This window comes from Roseovarius salincola, from assembly GCF_026891095.1.
Taxonomy (GTDB): domain Bacteria; phylum Pseudomonadota; class Alphaproteobacteria; order Rhodobacterales; family Rhodobacteraceae; genus Roseovarius; species Roseovarius salincola.
The window spans coordinates 200,730-219,392 of the sequence record NZ_JAPTNL010000004.1; the positions used below are offsets into that span (position 1 = coordinate 200,730).

Sequence of the window (18,663 nt, forward strand, 5' to 3'; positions counted from 1 at the left end):
TCACAGCGGGATGTTGTCGTGTTTCTTCCATGGCAGCTTGCGCTTCTTGTTGCGCAGCGCCGCAAAGGCGCGGCTGACGCGCTTGCGGGTGCTGCGCGGCTGGATCACCTCGTCGATGAAGCCACGCTCGGCGGCGACGAAGGGATTGGCGAAGCGGTCCTCGTAATCGGCGGTGCGCTGCGCGATCTTCTCGGCATCGCCCAGCTCCGAGCGATAAAGAATCTCGGTCGCGCCCTTGGCGCCCATCACCGCCACTTCCGAGGTCGGCCAGGCATAGTTCAGATCGCCGCGCAGGTGCTTTGACGACATCACCACATAGGCTCCGCCATAGGCCTTGCGGGTAATCACCGTGACCTTCGGCACCGTCGCCTCGCCATAGGCAAAGAGCAGCTTGGCGCCATGCTTGATCACCCCGTCATGCTCCTGCTTGGTGCCGGGCAGGAAGCCGGGCACATCGACGAAGGTCAGGATCGGGATCTCGAAACAGTCGCAAAAGCGCACGAACCGCGCCGCCTTGCGGCTGGAATCGATATCCAGGCACCCCGCCAGCACCATCGGCTGGTTGGCCACCACCCCCACCGTGCGCCCCTCGAGGCGGATGAAGCCGGTGATGATGTTCTTGGCGAAATCCTCCTGGATCTCGTAGAAATCCCCCTCATCGGCGACCTTGGTGATCAGTTCCTTCATGTCGTAAGGCGTGTTCGGATTGGCCGGAACCAGCGTATCGAGGCTCGGCTCGGCGCGGTCGGGCTTGTCGAAGAACGGGCGCACCGGCACCGATTCGCGATTGTTGAGCGGCAGGAAATCCACCAGCCGGCGTACTTCAGCCATCGCTTCAACATCGTTCTCGAAGGCCCCGTCGGCAACCGAACTTTTGCGCGTGTGGGTCGAGGCCCCGCCCAGTTCCTCGGCGCTCACCTGCTCGTTGGTGACGGTCTTGACCACATCGGGGCCGGTCACGAACATGTAGGAACTGTCGCGCACCATGAAGATGAAATCGGTCATCGCGGGCGAATAGACAGCGCCGCCCGCACAAGGCCCGGTGATGACACTGATCTGCGGTACCACGCCCGAGGCCTCGATATTGCGCTGGAACACCTCGCCATAGCCCGCAAGGCTGTCGACACCCTCCTGAATACGCGCGCCGCCCGAATCGTTGATCCCGATCACCGGCGCGCCATTCTGCATCGCCATGTCCATGATCTTGCAGATCTTCATCGCATGGGTCGCGCTGACAGAACCGCCCAGCACGGTGAAATCCTGACTGAACACATAGACCTGACGGCCATTGATCGTGCCCCAGCCGGTCACCACCCCGTCGCCGTAAGGGCGGTTGTCCTCCATGCCGAAATCGGTGCAGCGATGGGCGACGAACATGTCGAACTCTTCAAAGCTGCCTTCGTCCACCAACAGGTCGATGCGCTCGCGCGCCGTCAGCTTGCCCTTGGAATGCTGGCTGTCGATCCGCTTCTGGCCGCCGCCCAGACGGGCCTCGCCGCGGCGGTCCTCGAGTTCCTGAAGAATGTCTTTCATGGCGCTCCCCTTAGCGATTTTGAGCGACCATAAGGAAAACCGCCCGCTTCACAAAGCAGAATTCGGCAAATTTGCAAATATCAGGAAAGGTTGGTGTGCTAAGCTGAATATCTGCAAATTCGCGCAGACCCGCCCGGTATTGTGCATCCCGCCACAGATAACTGTGCATGGACAAGCGGCGGGCGCGGGCCTAACCCTCTTTCATGACCGATTTGCCAGCGTCGCGCTTTCTGGATCGCGCGACCCCGCCCCATATCGTCACCCTGATCCTTCTCGCGGGCATTTCGGCCCTGTCGCTGAATATTTTCCTGCCCAGCCTTCCGGGGATGACAGAGTATTTCGACACCGAATACCGGCTCATGCAGCTGTCGGTGGCGCTGTATCTGGCGGTCAATGCGGCACTGCAGATCCTGATGGGGCCGATTTCCGACCGGCTCGGTCGCCGCCCGGTGATCCTTGGGGGTATGGCGATCTTCCTGCTGGCGACCCTGGGCTGCCTGCTCTCGACCAATGCCCTCATGTTCCTGACCTTCCGCATGGCGCAGGCCACCATCGTGGTCGCCATGGTGCTGAGCCGCGCCATCGTGCGCGACATGGTCCCGCAGGATCAGGCCGCCTCGATGATCGGCTATGTGACGATGGGCATGACCGTGGTGCCGATGCTCGGCCCGGCCCTTGGCGGCGTGCTCGACGAGCTGTTCGGCTGGAAGGCGAATTTCTGGGCGCTGTTCATTCTGGGCGCGCTGGTCACATGGCTGAGCTGGCGCGATCTGGGCGAAACCGCCCCGCGCTCGGGCCAGACACTGCGCCAGCAGATCGCCGATTACCCCGAATTGCTGACCTCACAACGTTACTGGGGCTATGCGCTGGCCTCGGCGCTCTCGTCGGGGTCGTTCTTCGCCTATCTGGGCGGCGCGCCCTTCGTGGGCGACCGGGTATTCGGGCTGGCGCCGGGGGAACTCGGCCTCTATTTCGGCGCACCCGCGGTGGGCTACTTGCTGGGCAATTTCGCCTCGGGCCGCTTCTCAGTGCGCATCGGGGTCAATCGCATGGTGCTCTGGGGCACGCTGTTCAACGCCGTCGGGATCGCGCTGAACCTCGCGGTTTTCTATGCCGGCCATGGCAGCCCGGTCAGCTTCTTCGGGCTGATGGTCCTGATGGGGCTGGGCAATGGCATGGTGATCCCCAACGCCACCGCCGGGGCGCTTTCGGTGCGCCCGCATCTGGCGGGCACCGCCAGCGGGCTGGCCGGGGCGCTGATGATCGGCGGCGGCGCGGCGCTTTCGGCGCTGGCGGGGGCGCTTCTGACACCGGGCTCGGGCGCGTTCCCGCTCCTCTGGATCATGCTCAGCACCGGGATCATGGCGATCGCCGCGATCCTCTTCGTGATGTGGCGCGAAACCCGGATCATCCTGCCCTGACCGGCGTCACCCCGCCAACAGCTTGGCGGCGATCGCCCACATGGTCAGCCCCACCACCAGGTCCAGCACCCGCCAGCTTGCCGGGCGGCGAAACAGCGGCGCCAGCAGGCGCGCGCCATAGCCCAGCGTGAAGAAAAACGTGAAGCTGGCCGCCACCGCGCCCGCACCGAAACCCAGCCTGTCGTCATATTGCGTGCTGATCGACCCCAGCAAAACCACCGTATCCAGATAGACATGCGGATTGAGCCAGGTCAGCGCCAGACAGGTCAGCACCGCCCGCGCAAGGCTCGCCGTGCCCTCGCCCGCCTCCAGAGCCTCGCCGCCGCGCCATGCCGACCACAGGTTACGCGCCCCGTACCAGACCAGGAACGCCGCGCCACCATAGCGCATCACCGTTTCCAGCCCCGGCACCATGCGCGCCAGCGCGCCGAACCCGGCCACGCCGGCGGCCACCAGAATCGCATCCGAGATCGCACAGACCAGCACCACCGGCAGGACATGCTCGCGCCTCAGCCCCTGTCGCAACACGAACGCATTCTGCGCCCCGATCGCCAGGATCAACGAGATCCCCAGCGCAAACCCCGCCCCGATCGCATGCATGAACCGATTTCTCCTGACAAAACACCGCGCCATGCAGGCCACAAGCCCGGCGCCGATGCAAGCCGGTTCCGCCTTTTCGACAGGCCGCACGACAAGGCCGCGCGCCTGCGCGGCGCGTGTCGACCCACATCCCCCCGACAATCCTCGCGCGGTCCTGCCATCCCTCCACGCTGCGAAATGCAGGAAAACAATCTATGGTTGCTCGCCCCTTTAAATGTCGCTTAGTCTGTGAAGATGAGATCGGGGTCTTCGTGAAGGAAGGTCAAAATGAGCCGTAAGCTTGCATATGAATCCGAGGTTCTTCAAACGATCCACGAAAAAGCCAACACCGAGAAGAACGAGTGTTTTTTCGTGGGATTTCTTGAAGGCGTGCTGGCCAACAACCGGATAGACGAAACCGAACTTGAACCGCTTCTTGCAGAGTGTGAAGCCATCTGTCGGCAGGTTCGGGACGCAGACGCGCTTGAAATCATTGCAGAGGCATCGGCAGGCCATCACGACACATCAAGGGAACTGCTGGATCTCCTAGCGCAGATCGCCGAGATCAGGAGCCAGAGCATCGACCCTGCCTGCACTCGATCGTCGGCGAACCGCCTGCTCGGTTTCTGCGCCGGGGTGAACTGTGACAGCATCATCACAGGGGCCGAAGCCCGCGTTCTAAATGATCGGATAAATGCCGGACATGATCTGGATGATGATCCCCGCGTCGCATCATTGCGCCGCGTTCTGCTCGACGCTCTCGAGGATGACATCATCGACCCAACCGAGTCGTCCGAGATCAGCGAACTCATCACGAGTCTGGTCGGCGACAGCTATGCCGATACCGGCATCGCAAGCAGCGAAACGCTTCCGGTAATTCAGGACCTCGACCAGATCACGGAAGAGATGATCGCCGATAGCATGATCGTCCTGACAGGGGCCTTTGCCTTCGGTACGCGAAGCGAAGTCTCCGAAGTGCTCGAATCCTATGGGGCTATCGTCCAAAGAACCCCGACCCGCGAGACGGATGTCGTGGTGATCGGAACCGTTGGGTCTGCACATTACACCCACAAGCATCACGGCGGAAAACTCGCCAAGGCTCTCAAGATGCGGGCGGACGGGCCTGCCCCGAGAATTTATCTCGAAGCCCAACTCCGGGCGTTCCTGTCGCGGTAATCAACGCGAGAAGGCCAAGATGGGGAGTCTCCCCCTCCGCGTCCGCTCGCGCGCGGCCATCGGCTGGCCGCTGCCTGTCGGGCATCGCCCGGATAGGCACCAATTCTGATCCGCACGCCATCCTGCACCGTATCGTTCGCGTGACCAGTGCAGAATGTGCGTGACCCGTTTGAATTGAATATTTGTCAGGGAGACATAACAACATGCAACGCCGCAGCCTTCTCAAAGCCGCCATTTTCACCGCCGCAGCGGGCGCGCTGTCCGCCTGTGCCCATACCGAGGCGCCGCGGGATATCGTCGACATCGCCGCGTCGAACCCCGAGTTTTCGACCCTCGTGACGGCCGTTCAGGCCGCAGGGCTTGTTGATACGCTCAAGAGCGACGGCCCCTTCACCGTCTTCGCCCCCACCAACGCCGCCTTTGCGGCCCTGCCCGACGGCACGCTCGACACGCTTCTCGAGCCCGAAAACAAGGACAAGCTCGCCCAGATCCTGACCTATCACGTCGTCCCCGGCGCGGTCACATCGGACCAGTTGGCCGGCCAGCGCATGAATGTCGCCACCGTCGAGGGCAGCAATGTGCATATCGACGCGCGCGGCGGCAAATACGGGCCGGGCGTGCGTGTGAACGACGCCAACGTGACCAGCGCCGATATCATGGCATCGAACGGCGTGATCCACGTCATCGACAAGGTGCTGCTGCCCGAGTGAGCGCAAGCCACCGGGGCCGAAGCCGCGCAAGCCCCCCTTGCGCGCATCCCCCGGAAACAACGAACGGCGCCCCGCAGGGCGCCGTTTTCGCGTGGCGGGGGCTGGCAGGCCTATTCGGCGGCCAGTTGCTCCATCACCTCGTCGGAAGCCTCGAAATTGGTGGTGACGCGCTGCACGTCGTCATCGTCTTCCAGCGCCTCGACCAGCCGCATGAGCTTTTGCATGCCTTCAAGGTCCATCTCGGTCGTGGTCGCGGGTTTCCATACCAGCTTGGTGGATTCGCTTTCCCCCAGCTCGGCCTCCAGCGCCGTCGAGACATCATTGAGATCGGTATCCGCGCACCAGATGATATGGCCGTCCTCGCTGGATTCGACATCCTCCGCGCCCGCCTCGATCGCCGCCATCATCACCGAATCCGCATCCCCCGCTTCCGCCGGATAGCTGATCTCGCCCTTGCGCTCGAACATGAAGCCGACGCTGCCGGTCTCGCCCAGATTGCCGCCATGCTTGCCGAAGGTCGAGCGCACGTTGCTGGCGGTGCGGTTGCGGTTGTCGGTCATCGCCTCGACGATCACCGCCACGCCGCTGGGGCCATAGCCCTCATAGCGGATTTCCTCGTAATCCTCGCTGTCACCGGCCTGCGATTTCTTGATGGCGCGGTCGATCACGTCCTTGGGCACCGAACTGGACTTGGCCTCCTTCACCGCCATGCGCAGGCGGGGGTTCTTTTCCGGGTCCGGGTCGCCCATCTTGGCGGCGACGGTTATCTCTTTGGAAAGCTTCGAGAAAAGCTTGGATCGCGCGGCGTCCTGGCGCCCCTTGCGATGCTGGATATTTGCCCATTTGGAATGGCCGGCCATGCGTGCCTCCGATCATTTTATCGCGGAATCTGGCCTGATATAGGGCACCCTTGGGGGCCATCGCAAGCCGGTTGCACCCCGGCGCGCGATGGGATTGGCTATGGCGACCCAGAGGGAGCGCGCCATGACCACCGACCAGATCATTCTCCTCGGCCTTTTCGCGGGGCTTTTCGCGATGCTGATCTGGGGGCGCTACCGCTATGATCTGGTGGCGTTCTCGGCGCTTCTTCTGGGGGTGGTGCTGGGGGTGGTGCCCTATGACACGGCGTTCACCGGCTTTGGCCACCCGGCCACGATCATCGTGGCGCTGGTGCTGGTGGTGTCGGCGGGGCTGGTCAATGCGGGGGTGGTGCAGATGATCACCCGCAAGGTGGTGGATGGCGGGCGCTCGCTGCACACGCATATCGCGATCATGGGCGGCGTCGGTGCCGTGCTGTCGGGCTTCATCAACAACGTCGCCGCACTGGCGCTCCTGATGCCGGTCGACGTCCAGTCGGCCCGCAAGGCCAAGCGCGCGCCCGGCCTCAGCCTGATGCCGCTCAGCTTCGCCACCATCCTTGGCGGCATGGTCACGCTGATCGGCACGCCGCCCAATATCATCATCGCCTCGATCCGCGAGGACCAGCTGGGGCAATCCTTCGCGATGTTCGATTTCGCCCCGGTCGGCGCGGTCGCCGCCATTGCGGGCATGGCGTTCATCACGCTGATCGGCTGGCGGCTCATTCCCGACCGCGCCGCCACCTCGGACCCCGTCGACGCCCTGCAGGAAACGTCGGCCTTCCTTGCCGAACTGTCGGTCCCCGAGGACAGCGATGCCGTCGACCAGCGGCTCGCCGATCTGGACGAGGCCGCCAACAGCGCCGATGTGACGATCCTGGGCCTGATCCGCGACGGAAACCGCCGCTATGGCAGCTCGCGCAGCACCAAGCTCAAACCCGAGGATATTCTCGTTCTCGAGGCCCGGCCCGAGGCGCTCGACGATTTCCGCGCGGCGCTCGGGCTGGCCTATACCGATGCCGACGGGCGCGAGCGCATCGAGGACGAAACCGACGGGCTGTCCCTGACCGAAGCGGTGGTGCCGCGCGATGCGCGCATCGCCGACACCTCGGCGCAGGCGGTCGGGCTGCACTGGCGCCAGCGCTCGGTGATCGTGGGGATCTCACGCCAGGGGCGGCGCATCAAAAGCAACCTGCGCCGTGCCAAGATCATGGCGGGCGATATCCTGCTTCTGCTCACCCCCGCCGATTCCGGGCCGCAGGTGATCCGCTGGCTGGGCTGCCTGCCTCTGGCCGAACGCGGCCTGTCGGTCACCCGGCAGAAAAAGGCCTGGCTGGCCATCGGCCTTTTCGCGCTTGCCGTGGCCGCCGCCACCGCGCAGCTTGTCCCGCTTCCCATCGGCCTTGGCGCCGTGGTCGTGGGCTACGTTCTGAGCGGCATCATCCCGATGCGCGATCTCTATGACGAAATCGAATGGTCGGTGGTGGTGCTTCTGGGCTCGCTCATTCCACTGGGCGCGGCGCTCAACAGCAGCGGCGGCACGGAACTGCTCGCCTCGCAGCTTGTCGGGCTGGCGGGCGACCTGCCCGCCTGGGCCATCCTCGCGATCCTGATGGCGGTGACGATGACGCTGTCGGATGTGCTCAACAACACCGCCACGGCGATCGTCGCCGCCCCCGTCGGGATCGAGATCGCCAACCGGCTCGACGCCGCGCCCGACGCCTTCCTGATGGCCGTGGCGGTGGGGGCCTCATCGGCGTTTCTCACCCCCATCGGGCACAAGAACAACACGCTCATCCTGGGGCCGGGCGGCTATCGCTTTTCGGATTACTGGCGCATGGGACTGCCGCTCGAGATCATCGTGATCGCGGTCTCGGTGCCCACGATCATGCTGGTCTGGCCGCTTTAGGCGCGGCGTCCTGGCGGGGCCTGCCCCGCAGGGGGCCGGCAACGGGCCATGTTTCTTCGATCCGCCCGGATTGTGCCAAAGCCGTGCCGCAATCACGCATTACCAAGGTTGCATGAGTGACTTTATCTATCTCCTGGCGTGTATCGCCGCAATCCTCGCCGTTGTTCAGCTTGTGCGCTTCACGCGGCGGCTGATCCACCGCTCGGCCGCCATTGTGAACGCCAGCCTCGAAGCGGGCCTCATCAGCAGCGGGTTCATCGCGAACGCCGCCTATCTGGTGCTGTTTGTCCTGATTTTCCGTATCTGCCTTGTCTGAGGGGGCGCCAATGCTGTTCCAGAAAACCGAGTTTCCCTTCAGCCTTCCCAAGAACCCGCGGAACCTGAAATCCGCGCAGTTCCTGGGTTTCGCGACCCTGCCGCTCCTGTCCGCCACCCTCTTCGGTGTCGCCATGTCGGTGGTCGAGGGGCTTTTCCTGATGCTGCTCTTCGGCACGTCGATCTGGACACTGACACTGGGGCTGCGCGCCGAACAGGCCTATGACGCGGCGACCATCGCCCGCAAGCCCAAGCTGCCGCTCAAGCTCGGGGCGGCGGCGCTGATGGGGCTGGCCGTGGGCACCACGGTCTTTTTCCGCCACGGTCTCACAACCGAGGCCGCGCTGGTGGGTCTTGTCGCCTCGGGGCTTTTCGTCGCCGCCTTCGGGCTCGACCCGCTGAAGAACAAGGGCGTGACCGGTCCCATGGCCGAAGAGGTGTTGCGCGTCAACGATACCCTTGAGAACGCCGCGACGGTGCTGAAGGAAATCGAAGCCCGCGTCGCCACCATCGGCGACACCGAGGTCAGCATCGGCTTCATGGGCTTGCGGCGCAGCGCCGAGCGCCTGTTCCGGGTTCTGCGCGAGGATCCCGAACGCCACCGCGATCTGCGCCGCCTGCTCGGCGTCTATCTGGACGCCGCACGCGACGCCACCGAACGTTTCGCCATCCTGCACGGCGCTCTCGCGGACGCCGAAGCCAAGGCGCGTTACCTCGGCATGCTGGACCGGCTGCGGGACCAGTTCGAAACCCGCACCCGGAAATACCTGAACGACGGGAAATCGAAACTGGATGTGGAAATCGACGTGCTCCAGAGCCGGCTGAGAACCGAGTCCCGCCGTCCCTGACGCGCGGCGGGCATCGCGCAGCGACGGATCACAGTGGCCAGAACAGCGGAATAAGTGCGCTTGAAAGCAGCGCGATACTCAGGTTGAGCGGGACACCCACCCGCATGAAATCGGTGAACCTGTAACCCCCCGGCCCATAGACCAGCGTGTTGGTCTGATAGCCGATGGGCGTCGCAAAGGCACAGCTTGCCGCGATCATCACCGCGATCACAAGCGGGCGCGGGTCGACCCCCATCGCCTGACCCAGCCCGATGGCGATCGGCGTCACCACCACCGCCACCGCGTTGTTGCTGACCATCTCGGTCAGCGTGGTGGTCAGCAGGAACACCGCCAGCACGACCAGGAAAGGCGGCAACCCGACCAGCCCCGGCATCACCGCATCGACGATCAGCGCAACGGCGCCAGTATGATCCAGCGCCGCGCCGATCGCCAGCATCCCGAAGATCAGCGCCAGCAACCGGCCATCCACAAAGGAAAACGCCTCGTCCGCATCGATGCAGCGCGTCAGCAGCACCACCGCCACCGCGATCACCGCCAGCGGCAGGATCGGCGCGATCCCAAGACCCGCCAGCACCACGACCCCGAGCAGGGCCGCCACCGCCACCGGCGCATGGCCACGCCGGAACGCCCGCGCCGACGGTTTGGTGACATCCACCAGATCCATCTCGCGCGAAAGGCGCTGGATGTCCTCGGGCGCGCCCTCCAAAAGCAGCGTGTCGCCGACCCGCACCACCAGATCATCCAATTGCCGCCCGATGTTCTGACTGCGCCGGTGCACCGCCAGCGGGTAGACGCCATAGCGCCGCCGCAGGCGCAGCGCGCCCAGCGTGCGCCCGACCATCTTGCAGCCCGGCGTGATCAGCACCTCCACCGTGGTGGTCTCGACCGCCGACACCTGGTCCACGCGCTTGAGGCTCTTGTCGCGTTGCAGGCTCAGCAATTCGGTCATCTGCGTGCGCAGCACCACCCGGTCGCCAACCTGCAACTCGACCCCCTTGAGGTCGCGCCGCAGCGACTGGTCGCCCCGGATCACGTCGATCAGGCGCACGCCCTCGCGCCTGAACAGCTGCACGCCATTCACCTCGCGCCCGATCAGGTTGCTGTCGGGCGGGATCACGGCCTCGGTGAAGAACTTCATCTTCGAACGGTCCGACAGCATCGTCGCCATGCTGTCGCGGTCCGGCAGCAGCATCGGGGCGAAGATCGTCAGAAACAGCAGCCCCCACAGCACCACAATCGCGGCCATCGGCGTGACCTCGAAAATGCCAAAGGGCGTCATTCCGGCGCTGCGCGCCACACCATCCACAAGAAGGTTGGTCGATGTCCCCACCAATGTCAGCGTGCCCCCCATGATCGCCGCATAGCTGAGCGGGATCAGCAGCTTGCTGGCGGTCTGGTTCAAGGTTTTGGAAAGCTGCACGAAAACCGGGATCATCACCACCACGACCGGGGTGTTGTTCATGATCGCCGAGGCCAGCACCACCGCCCCCATCAAGACCGCGATCGCCATGCGCGGGCTGGTCCGTGCCAGCCGGTCGGCAAACCCCGTCAACAGGTCCAGCGCCCCGGTGCGCACCAGCGCCCCCATGACGATGAACATCGCCGCGATCGTCCAGGGCGCCGGGTTCGCCAGCACCTGAAGCGCCGTTTCATAGGGCACCAGCCCCAGCGTCAGCATGACCGCCGCGCCGCCAAGCGCGACCACTTCGGGCGGATAGATCTCGCGCACGAAAAAGGCGAACATCACCGCCATCACGACCAGCGCGCTGATACCCTGGCCCGTCTGGGACATCGCTAGAAAATCCATCGCTACCACCCGCTACCCGCGCCGTTCAGGGCGTCATCGCACACCGTCTCATGATCCCGCATGGCGCCAACAGGAGCAAGAGGCATCCGGCGTCGCACCCTTCTGCGCACCCTTCTGCGCATCGCTGCGCGCAGCCGCGCGCCCTTGCGCTCACGGCCCCGACTGCGCCAGGCGTCCGCCCTGGCGCACCATCTCGACGCGGGTCGCCTTGCCGGTCCGGTCATCGGTCTCGACATAAAGCCCCGACAGGGTCACATCGCCCATCGCCGGCTGAAACCGGCCCCGCGCCATGCCGCCGATAAAGCGCCGCATCGGCTCGGTCTTGTCCATGCCGATCACCGAATCGTAATCCCCGCACATGCCCGCATCGCTCTGAAAGGCGGTGCCGCCGGACAGGATCTGCGCATCTGCGGTCGGCACATGGGTATGGGTGCCCACCACCATGCTCGCCCGCCCGGCGCAGAAATGCCCCATCGCCATCTTTTCCGATGTCGCCTCGCAATGCACATCCACCAGCGCGGCCTGCACCACGCCCCCCGGCGGATGCGCGCGCAACACCGCGTCCACCGCCGAGAACGGATCGTCAAAGCAGCGCTTCATGAAGACCTGCCCCAGCACCTGGCAGACAAGCACCTTGCGCCCGCGCGCATCCTGGAACACCCCGTGCCCGCGCCCCGGCGCCTCCTTGGCATAGTTGAGCGGCCGCACGACACGCGGCTCGCTCTCGATGAATTGCATCATGTCCTTCTGATCGAAAGCATGATCGCCCAGCGTCAGCACATCCGCGCCGCTCGCCAGCAACGCCCGCGCATGGTCGCCGGTCAGCCCCATCCCCCCCGAGGCGTTCTCGCCATTCACCACGACGAAATCCAGCCGCCACTCTTCGCGCAGCCTTGGCAGGGTATCGGCCACCGCAGACCGCCCCGCACGGCCCACGACATCGCCCAGAAACAGAATTCTCATGGCACAGGTGGTATGTCCCGCAGCCCCGAAGGGCAAGAGCACTGTTGCAGGCCGCGCTCCCCTCAGCCCGAAACGCGATAGCGCGCGGCGATCTTCACCGGGAAATTGACCGAGCGCGCGATGAAACAGACCGCGTGGATGCGCCCGTGCAGCGCATCCGCCGCCGCAAGGTCGGTGCCCTTGGGCACCGTGATCCGGGGCCGCAGCGTGGCGCTCAGAAAGCGGCTCGCGCCGCCCGCGTCCGTCTCGCCCACCGCCAGCGGCTCATCCTCATATCCCGCCACCGCGATCCCCGCATCCGACGCGAAATGCAGATACCACAGCATGTGGCAGGCGCTCAGCGCCGCGATCAGCATGTCCTCGGGATTATGCAGCCCCGGATCACCCCCCAGCAGCGGGTCGTTCGAGCAGCGGATCACCGGCTTGCCCGGCGTCTCCACGTTCCAGCTGCGCGCGTAGGCGTTGTAATGCGCCGTCCCTTCGCCGCGATTACCGGTCCACACCACGCGGGCGCTATAGTCATGCTCGGCCAATCTCGATCACCTCGGATTCAGTCACCACCATGTCCAGCGGCTGGTCGGTCGCCTCGAGCGGCAAGGCGTCATCCTCCTGCGCACCATAGGCGAACCCGATCGCCATGGTCGGGCGCGCCGCGCGCAGCAGTTCCAGCGTGCGGTCATAAAAACCCCCGCCATAGCCCAGCCGCCCGCCGCGCCGGTCAAAGGCCACCAGCGGCACGATCACGATCTCGGGGGTCATGACCTCGCCTTGGGCCGGGATCATCGCCCCGAACGGCCCCGGTTCAAGCGCGCAACCAGGCGTCCAGCGCGCAAATGTCAGGGGCATCCCAGGACCCGCGATCACCGGCACGCCCACCGGCCCATGCGCCGCCGCCTCCTCCATCGCCGCCAGCGGGTCAATCTCCGAACGGATCGCCATGTAGCCCGCCACAGGCACCCCGCGATACCCCGCCAGCACCCCCGACAACAGCGCCGCCTCGCCCGGCCCGGATGCCTCATGCGCCGCCTTGCGCCGCGCGAACGCCGCCTTGCGGGCGCGTTGCTTGACCTCTTGCAGATCGCTCACAGCAACACCATCGACGCCAGCCCCAGAAAGGCGAAGAACCCGACCACATCGGTGATCGTGGTCACGAACGGCCCCGAGGCCAGCGCCGGATCGATCCCGATCCGCGACAGGCCCATCGGAATGACGATCCCCCCCAGCGCGGCACAGATCTGCGTCATGATCATCGCCAGCGCGATCACCGCCGCCAGCATCGGCACCCCGAACCAGACCCCCGCAACCAGCGCCATCAGGCAGCCGAACAAAACCCCATTCAGTGCACCCACCACCACCTCGCGGCGAATGACCCGCAGCGCGTTCTGCGCCGTCAAATCGCGCGTGGCCAATGCCCGCACCGCAACGGTCATGGTCTGGGTGCCCGCATTGCCCCCCATCGAGGCCACGATCGGCATCAGCACCGCCAGCGCGACCATCTGGTCGATCGTATCGGCGAACTGGTCGATCACGACCGAGGCCAGGATCGCCGTCAACAGGTTCACGAACAGCCACACCGCGCGCCCCCGCGCCGTCGTCATCACCCGGTCCGAGAGGCTCGATTCATCGCCCACCCCGCCAAGGCGCAGGATGTCCTCCTCGTGCTCCTCGTCCAGCACCGCCATGGCGTCGTCGATGGTGATGACGCCGACCAGCCGGTCATCCTCGTCCACCACCGGCGCCGAGATCAGGTGATACTGGTTGAACGCATAGGCCACATCGGCCTCGGCCTGGGTGACGGGAATGGTGTGAAAGGTCTCCTCCACCAGGTCCTTCAAAAGCACCTCGCGGCGCGATGCCATCAGCTTGCCCAGCGTGACATTGCCCACCGGGCGCAGCCGCGGATCGACCAGGATGATGTGATAGAACTGATCCGGCAGATCCTCCTGGTCGCGCAGATAGTCGATCGCCTCGCCCACATTCCAGTGCTCGGGCGCCATCACCACTTCGCGCTGCATCAGGCGGCCGGCGGAATATTCCGGATAGGTCAGCGATTTCTGCACCGCCAGCCGGTCGCCCGCCTCCAGCGCGCTCAGGATCGCTTCCTGCTCGTGATCCTCCAGATCCTCGACCAGATCGACCACATCGTCCGAATCCAGGTCGCGCACCGCATCGGCCAGAACATCGGGCGGCAGAAGGGCGATCACCTCCTGGCGCAGCCCCTCATCCAGTTCCGACAGCACATCGCCATCGAAATCCGGCCCGTAAAGCTCGATCAGGCGGCGCCGGTCAAAGGCGTTGATCTGCTCCAGAAGGTCGGCGATATCGGCCGGGTGCAGCCCGGACATTTCCCTCAGCAGCAGCGCGCGGTCGTCGATATCGACCGCATAGATCATCCGCGCCACCGCCTGCGGATTGAGCGCATAAGCGCTGTCCTCGCGTTCGCCCTCGGCCTCTGCCAGATGCTCGTCTTCCGCCATGAGACCCTCCGCCGCTACGCCTGGATGCAGAACTAATGAAGCCGCGCGCGGAAAACAATCATAATGCCCGATTTACCACGCCCGCCCGCTGCCCTATCGTCCGGCCCGATCGCCCCTCCAGCAGAAGGCACGCAGATGCCCCGCGACACCATCCTCACCGGCCATGTGCTCTCGTTTCATGCGAATCCCCTGACCAACCCCGCCGCGCAATCCGCCCGCATCAGCGAGGCCGTGCTGATCCGCGACGGCCATATCGCCGCCAGCGGCGCGATTGATGATCTTCGCGCGGCTGCGCCCGATGCACAGGTTGACCGCCATGACGGCCATCTGATCTGCGCAGGCTTCATCGACGCCCATGCCCATTATCCCCAAACCGCGATCATCGCCAGCTGGGGCAAACGCCTGATCGACTGGCTGAACGATTACACCTTTCCCGAGGAAATGCGCCTCTCGGATCCCGCCTACGGCGCCCGGATCGCCGAACGCTACCTCGACCTCACACTGGCCCACGGCACCACCACCACGGTCAGCTTCTGCACCTCGCATCCCGCCAGCGTCGATGCCTTCTTCACCGCGGCCCGCGCGCGCGGCCTGCGCGCCGCCGCCGGCAAGACCTGCATGGACCGCAACGCCCCGCCCGGGCTTTGCGACAGCGCCCGAAGCGCCCATGACGACAGCGCCGCGCTGATCGCCCGCTGGCATGGGGTGGACCGGCTCTCCTATGTGATCACCCCGCGCTTCGCCCCCACCTCCAGCGCCGAACAACTCGATGCGCTCGGGGCGCTCTGGGCGGCGCATCCCGATTGCCTGATGCAGACCCATCTTTGCGAACAGATTGAGGAAATCGCCTGGGTAAAACGGCTCTTCCCGAAGGCGCGCGACTATCTCGATGTCTATGAAAGCCACGGGCTCCTCAGCGAACGCGCGCTCTTTGGCCATGCCATCCACCTCGCGCCGCGCGAAACCGCCCGCCTCGCCGAATCCGGCGCCGCGCTCATCCACTGCCCGACCTCCAACAGCTTCATCGGCTCGGGCCTCTTCGATATCGGCCAGCGCCTGTCCGAAGGCCAGCGGATCGGCCTCGCCACCGATACCGGCGGCGGCTCCAGCTTCTCGATGCTGCGCACCATGGCCGCCGCCTACGAGATCGCGCAACTGACCGGCACCGCGCTCCATCCCGCCCAACTTCTCTGGCTCGCGACCGGCGCCGGCGCCGCCGCGCTCCACATGCAGGACCGCATCGGCAATATCGCACCGGGGCTGGAGGCCGACCTCGTCATCCTCGACCTCGCCTCGACCCCCGCCATCGCCCAGCGCCATGCCCGCGCCGATGACATCTGGGAGGCGGTCTTCCCCACCATCATGATGGGCGACGATCGCGCCATCCGCCAGGTCTGGATCGCAGGGTGGCCTTATGATCCTCAATGACCAATAATGAATTGCTTTCAAAAGGTTTTTTATAAACCCAATTCTATGCCAGTTGCTCATCTAGGTAACTGGTAGTCATCTCTAGTAACTCTGTGGCACAGGAAAGTGTGCCACGAACTGTGCCACTAGGCTTGCCAATTTGCTGCGACACAGTTATAAATTCTTAGCGTTTTGAATGCGGGCATGGCCCGCTGCCAACCGAGCGATCTCCGCCACGGTGGCTCTCCAATCAGGGAGGACGCGGCAGCCCCAGGCAATGGGGCGGGCAACAAAAGAGATGGCCCACCATGACCGACGAAACCTATACCCGACAGCAGGCGCGCGCAGACAAGCGTGCGATCTTCAACGCGCTCCGATCACTGAAGCACGGTGACACCGGCCCCGCCGACCGTCTGACAGAAATGAGCCGCCGGAACTTCCTGGCGACCAGCGCCGCAGCGCTCACGGTCGCGCCCGCGCCCGCGCTCCCTGCACCCGTCCCGCCCGCGCTCCCTGCACCCGCCGCGTCTTACATCAGTCTTCCGACCCCGGCAGCTCGACCGACCAGCATCTATCCCCCGGTCGTCTCGCAGCCCCGGAACGAAGGGTTGAAACTTGGCGGAGGCAGCATCGACTTCTTCCAAGGTCGCCGCAAGCGCCTCGCCGAGATGCGCAGGGAAAAGGCGCTCGCCCAGGCCACGCGCGCCGAGACGATAGTGGTTGCCCCGGTGCCGACGAAGACGGAGGACAACTGATGGCTGCGACGCGGAAGAACTTCACCAAGGAGTGCCTGCTGAAGCTCAAGCCCGGGGAGGTCATCTCCGATGCTGGCTACGGCGGATATGGCGCAGGGACGCTCTTGGCGCGGGCCGCCAAGAACGGCGATGTCACCATCACTCTGAAAGTGTGCGTCGACGGAAAGCAGCTGAAGCGCGAGATCGCGAAGGGCATGGTCGGCTACTTCGCAAGCGGTGGGTCGCTGAGCAAGCTTCGTCAGCGCGCCTACGAGATCGCCGAGGAGGCCAAGCTCAGGACGCACCGTCCCGGTCATGCGCGTCAGAATGCACCGACGACCATCGGTGACCTGGGCGACGCCTACCTCGCCTATCGCGCCGAGAACGACCCCTATGCCGATGCCGGTAAGCAGGCGAAGGTGGCGCTCAATAGAGCGACCGCATTCTGGGGTAACCTACCAGTAACCGAGTTGAACAAGAGCGAGGGTAGCGCGTTCCTGGACCACGTCATCGACGACGCGCGGAAGGCGTCTGGCAAGCGCGATAAGAGGGGCGACGTCGGCGGACGCGTAGCGGGCCGTCACCCCGGCCACGAGGCAGCGAAGTCCGCACGCAGCTTCGTCAAGATGGTGCTGACGCATGCCGCGACCGAATACGGCCTAGACGTCAGGACCGACATATTCGATGGCAAGAAGCTTAAGAACAACCCACCCAAGGAGGGAGCGATGTCAACCGAGGAGTGCGACCGCTTCCACCAGGCGCTCAGGGACTTCGTTGAAGGCCGTGGCGGCAAGCAGGGGACCAAGCACAAGCGCACCGGGCGACACCGTGCCGTGGCGGTCGAGACGGCCAGCATGATCGAACTGTGCTACCTCGCCGCCGGTCGTATGAAGGAGTGGAAGCAGGCGCGCTGGGGCGAGATCGACCTGGAGGCTGAAACGCCAACCTGGACCATCTACGAGGACGACCGCAAGCAACGCACCAAGCACGTCCAGGTGCTGACGCCCGACGCGGTCAACATCCTGAAGGCCGTCAAAGAGCGCCGCACGGCGCGCTGGGGCCGCCCTCCACGTAAGCAGGATTACGTCTTCCCGAGCATCCGCGCGAAAACACCCGACGAGGCCCACAGGGTATCGTACGATGCCGCCTTTAACACGATCCTGGACATGTCAGGTGTCAACGAGGGCCGGTCATACGACGACAAGATCACGCCGCACCGCGCCGTGCGGGCGAGCAGGATCACGGAACTGCGCGACGTCGAGGGCTGGACTGCCAGGGAAGTCGCCGACTATGTCGGGGCAACCGAGCAGGTCATCGAGAGCGTCTACTACAAGTCGCAGGTGAAGCTCGAACGACAGGCGGCAAAGGTCTCTGCGCTGAAGAGCAGAAGGGCGGTGGTCTGACCTACTATATGCGCTTGAGGCAGCCTGCGCGCGTTTCCCGCTCTGGCGCATTGCTGTTCAAAGGGATGCAGATCGCGGTCTACCTTTGACACTCTTGGGTTAGGTTTGCCATTAAAGAAATCGACCTAATTAAGAAAAATGTGAAGCGCGAAGGTCGTGGCAATGGCAATCGCACCAAGTCCCACGGTAACCTGCTTGATGATGAAAAACGTCGTTTGCAAAAGATAGGCGGGATGGTTTCTGTTGAACTTGTAGCCTTGCTCCTTCCTTTTCAAAGCATGCTTCACAGACAGGTATGCGCAAAGATACTGAAAATAGTCGCTCGCAATCGAAATGACTGCCAACGCTCCAGCTGTGTTGATCCAGATTTCATAAGCCTGAATATAGGTCTTCGAGAACGCGGCATCAGAGGCTTGAACGGCGAAGAGAGTGTCCGATCTTTTGTGTATGACTGATCCGGTTCATGCTTCACCAAAAGGAAGCATGCATGACCATCTCGAAAGAAATCCTGGACGAACTGCTTA

General features: G+C 64.5%; 19 protein-coding genes. 10 read left to right on the forward strand and 9 right to left on the reverse strand.

The genetic code is table 11. From position 1 onward, the window contains the following. Positions 1 to 1,533 (reverse strand): acyl-CoA carboxylase subunit beta, encoded by a 1,533-nt coding sequence (locus N5A93_RS07615; RefSeq protein WP_268954475.1) that lies wholly within the window; start codon positions 1,531 to 1,533, stop codon positions 1 to 3. Between the two features lie 10 nt (positions 1,534 to 1,543). Then, positions 1,544 to 1,702, reverse strand: a complete 159-nt coding sequence (locus N5A93_RS07620) for a hypothetical protein (RefSeq protein WP_268954476.1) — start codon at positions 1,700 to 1,702, stop codon at positions 1,544 to 1,546. 34 nt (positions 1,703 to 1,736) lie between these two features. Here N5A93_RS07620 and N5A93_RS07625 point away from each other — a divergent pair, with 34 nt between their 5' ends. Beyond that, on the forward strand, positions 1,737 to 2,954 hold the full coding sequence (locus N5A93_RS07625; protein WP_268954477.1) for a multidrug effflux MFS transporter: 1,218 nt from the start codon (positions 1,737 to 1,739) through the stop codon (positions 2,952 to 2,954). 6 nt (positions 2,955 to 2,960) lie between these two features. On the opposite strand, the gene N5A93_RS07630 is transcribed toward N5A93_RS07625, so the two are convergent. Next, a complete protein-coding gene (locus N5A93_RS07630) occupies positions 2,961 to 3,554 on the reverse strand; it encodes a LysE/ArgO family amino acid transporter (RefSeq protein ID WP_268954478.1) in 594 nt (197 codons plus the stop codon). Positions 3,555 to 3,821: 267 nt separating this feature from the next. Here N5A93_RS07630 and N5A93_RS07635 point away from each other — a divergent pair, with 267 nt between their 5' ends. Beyond that, positions 3,822 to 4,709: a BRCT domain-containing protein gene (locus N5A93_RS07635; RefSeq protein ID WP_268954479.1), complete on the forward strand. Its 888-nt coding sequence runs from the start codon at positions 3,822 to 3,824 to the stop codon at positions 4,707 to 4,709. Positions 4,710 to 4,912: 203 nt separating this feature from the next. After that, positions 4,913 to 5,419, forward strand: a complete 507-nt coding sequence (locus N5A93_RS07640; protein ID WP_268954480.1) for a fasciclin domain-containing protein — start codon at positions 4,913 to 4,915, stop codon at positions 5,417 to 5,419. A 110-nt stretch (positions 5,420 to 5,529) separates the two neighbouring features. On the opposite strand, the gene N5A93_RS07645 is transcribed toward N5A93_RS07640, so the two are convergent. Then, positions 5,530 to 6,279 carry a YebC/PmpR family DNA-binding transcriptional regulator gene (locus tag N5A93_RS07645; RefSeq protein WP_268954481.1) on the reverse strand — a complete coding sequence of 250 codons (750 nt, stop codon included), beginning with the start codon at positions 6,277 to 6,279 and terminating at the stop codon, positions 5,530 to 5,532. Between the two features lie 124 nt (positions 6,280 to 6,403). Between N5A93_RS07645 and N5A93_RS07650 the strand changes: the two genes are divergently transcribed. The 3 genes from N5A93_RS07650 (at position 6,404) to N5A93_RS07660 (ending at position 9,348) form a co-directional block, all read left to right on the forward strand. Then, entirely contained in the window at positions 6,404 to 8,185 is a 1,782-nt protein-coding gene (locus tag N5A93_RS07650) for an SLC13 family permease (protein ID WP_268954482.1), read from the forward strand. Positions 8,186 to 8,297: 112 nt separating this feature from the next. Next, positions 8,298 to 8,501, forward strand: coding sequence for a hypothetical protein (locus N5A93_RS07655; protein WP_268954483.1), 204 nt, complete (start codon positions 8,298 to 8,300; stop codon positions 8,499 to 8,501). 10 nt (positions 8,502 to 8,511) lie between these two features. Further along, entirely contained in the window at positions 8,512 to 9,348 is an 837-nt protein-coding gene (locus N5A93_RS07660) for a 5-bromo-4-chloroindolyl phosphate hydrolysis family protein (protein ID WP_268954484.1), read from the forward strand. A 28-nt stretch (positions 9,349 to 9,376) separates the two neighbouring features. Here N5A93_RS07660 and N5A93_RS07665 read toward each other — a convergent pair whose 3' ends face one another. From N5A93_RS07665 to mgtE, 5 genes are all read right to left on the reverse strand, one after another. Further along, positions 9,377 to 11,155, reverse strand: coding sequence for an SLC13 family permease (locus N5A93_RS07665; RefSeq protein WP_268954485.1), 1,779 nt, complete (start codon positions 11,153 to 11,155; stop codon positions 9,377 to 9,379). A gap of 150 nt (positions 11,156 to 11,305) precedes the next feature. After that, the gene (locus N5A93_RS07670; protein ID WP_268954486.1) at positions 11,306 to 12,118 is read right to left on the reverse strand and encodes a TIGR00282 family metallophosphoesterase; all 813 of its coding nucleotides are present in this window, start codon (positions 12,116 to 12,118) and stop codon (positions 11,306 to 11,308) included. 62 nt (positions 12,119 to 12,180) lie between these two features. Continuing rightward, positions 12,181 to 12,651: an OsmC family protein gene (locus N5A93_RS07675; protein ID WP_268954487.1), complete on the reverse strand. Its 471-nt coding sequence runs from the start codon at positions 12,649 to 12,651 to the stop codon at positions 12,181 to 12,183. Next, complete coding sequence (locus tag N5A93_RS07680; protein ID WP_268954488.1) at positions 12,638 to 13,204, reverse strand: 5-formyltetrahydrofolate cyclo-ligase; 567 nt, start codon at positions 13,202 to 13,204, stop codon at positions 12,638 to 12,640. Before N5A93_RS07680 ends, N5A93_RS07675 begins: the two co-directional genes overlap by 14 nt. Further along, positions 13,201 to 14,595: a magnesium transporter gene (gene mgtE, locus N5A93_RS07685; protein ID WP_268954489.1), complete on the reverse strand. Its 1,395-nt coding sequence runs from the start codon at positions 14,593 to 14,595 to the stop codon at positions 13,201 to 13,203. The genes N5A93_RS07680 and mgtE overlap by 4 nt, the downstream gene beginning before the upstream one ends. 135 nt (positions 14,596 to 14,730) lie before the next feature. Here mgtE and guaD point away from each other — a divergent pair, with 135 nt between their 5' ends. The 4 genes from guaD to N5A93_RS07705 all read left to right on the forward strand — a co-directional run bounded on the left by guaD (position 14,731) and on the right by N5A93_RS07705 (position 18,594). Further along, the gene (gene guaD / locus N5A93_RS07690) at positions 14,731 to 16,023 is read left to right on the forward strand and encodes a guanine deaminase (protein WP_268954490.1); all 1,293 of its coding nucleotides are present in this window, start codon (positions 14,731 to 14,733) and stop codon (positions 16,021 to 16,023) included. Positions 16,024 to 16,310: 287 nt separating this feature from the next. Then, positions 16,311 to 16,757, forward strand: coding sequence for a hypothetical protein (locus N5A93_RS07695; protein WP_268954491.1), 447 nt, complete (start codon positions 16,311 to 16,313; stop codon positions 16,755 to 16,757). Next, positions 16,757 to 18,139, forward strand: coding sequence for a tyrosine-type recombinase/integrase (locus N5A93_RS07700; protein ID WP_268954492.1), 1,383 nt, complete (start codon positions 16,757 to 16,759; stop codon positions 18,137 to 18,139). Before N5A93_RS07695 ends, N5A93_RS07700 begins: the two co-directional genes overlap by 1 nt. Before the next feature lie 140 nt (positions 18,140 to 18,279). Continuing rightward, positions 18,280 to 18,594, forward strand: a complete 315-nt coding sequence (locus N5A93_RS07705; RefSeq protein ID WP_268954493.1) for a hypothetical protein — start codon at positions 18,280 to 18,282, stop codon at positions 18,592 to 18,594. Positions 18,595 to 18,663: the final 69 nt, after the last annotated feature.

Excerpts from the sequence above, each read along its gene's own strand:
- N5A93_RS07650 (WP_268954482.1), top strand. The coding sequence starts at position 6,404 with ATGACCACCGACCAGATCATTCTCCTCGGCCTTTTCGCGGGGCTTTTC.
- N5A93_RS07645 (WP_268954481.1), bottom strand. The coding sequence starts at position 6,279 with ATGGCCGGCCATTCCAAATGGGCAAATATCCAGCATCGCAAGGGGCGC.
- N5A93_RS07660 (WP_268954484.1), top strand. The coding sequence starts at position 8,512 with ATGCTGTTCCAGAAAACCGAGTTTCCCTTCAGCCTTCCCAAGAACCCG.
- N5A93_RS07625 (WP_268954477.1), top strand. The coding sequence starts at position 1,737 with ATGACCGATTTGCCAGCGTCGCGCTTTCTGGATCGCGCGACCCCGCCC.
- N5A93_RS07695 (WP_268954491.1), top strand. The coding sequence starts at position 16,311 with ATGACCGACGAAACCTATACCCGACAGCAGGCGCGCGCAGACAAGCGT.
- N5A93_RS07620 (WP_268954476.1), bottom strand. The coding sequence starts at position 1,702 with ATGCACAGTTATCTGTGGCGGGATGCACAATACCGGGCGGGTCTGCGC.
- guaD (WP_268954490.1), top strand. The coding sequence starts at position 14,731 with ATGCCCCGCGACACCATCCTCACCGGCCATGTGCTCTCGTTTCATGCG.
- N5A93_RS07670 (WP_268954486.1), bottom strand. The coding sequence starts at position 12,118 with ATGAGAATTCTGTTTCTGGGCGATGTCGTGGGCCGTGCGGGGCGGTCT.
- N5A93_RS07630 (WP_268954478.1), bottom strand. The coding sequence starts at position 3,554 with ATGCATGCGATCGGGGCGGGGTTTGCGCTGGGGATCTCGTTGATCCTG.
- N5A93_RS07615 (WP_268954475.1), bottom strand. The coding sequence starts at position 1,533 with ATGAAAGACATTCTTCAGGAACTCGAGGACCGCCGCGGCGAGGCCCGT.
- N5A93_RS07635 (WP_268954479.1), top strand. The coding sequence starts at position 3,822 with ATGAGCCGTAAGCTTGCATATGAATCCGAGGTTCTTCAAACGATCCAC.
- mgtE (WP_268954489.1), bottom strand. The coding sequence starts at position 14,595 with ATGGCGGAAGACGAGCATCTGGCAGAGGCCGAGGGCGAACGCGAGGAC.
- N5A93_RS07665 (WP_268954485.1), bottom strand. The coding sequence starts at position 11,155 with ATGGATTTTCTAGCGATGTCCCAGACGGGCCAGGGTATCAGCGCGCTG.
- N5A93_RS07700 (WP_268954492.1), top strand. The coding sequence starts at position 16,757 with ATGGCTGCGACGCGGAAGAACTTCACCAAGGAGTGCCTGCTGAAGCTC.
- N5A93_RS07640 (WP_268954480.1), top strand. The coding sequence starts at position 4,913 with ATGCAACGCCGCAGCCTTCTCAAAGCCGCCATTTTCACCGCCGCAGCG.
- N5A93_RS07655 (WP_268954483.1), top strand. The coding sequence starts at position 8,298 with ATGAGTGACTTTATCTATCTCCTGGCGTGTATCGCCGCAATCCTCGCC.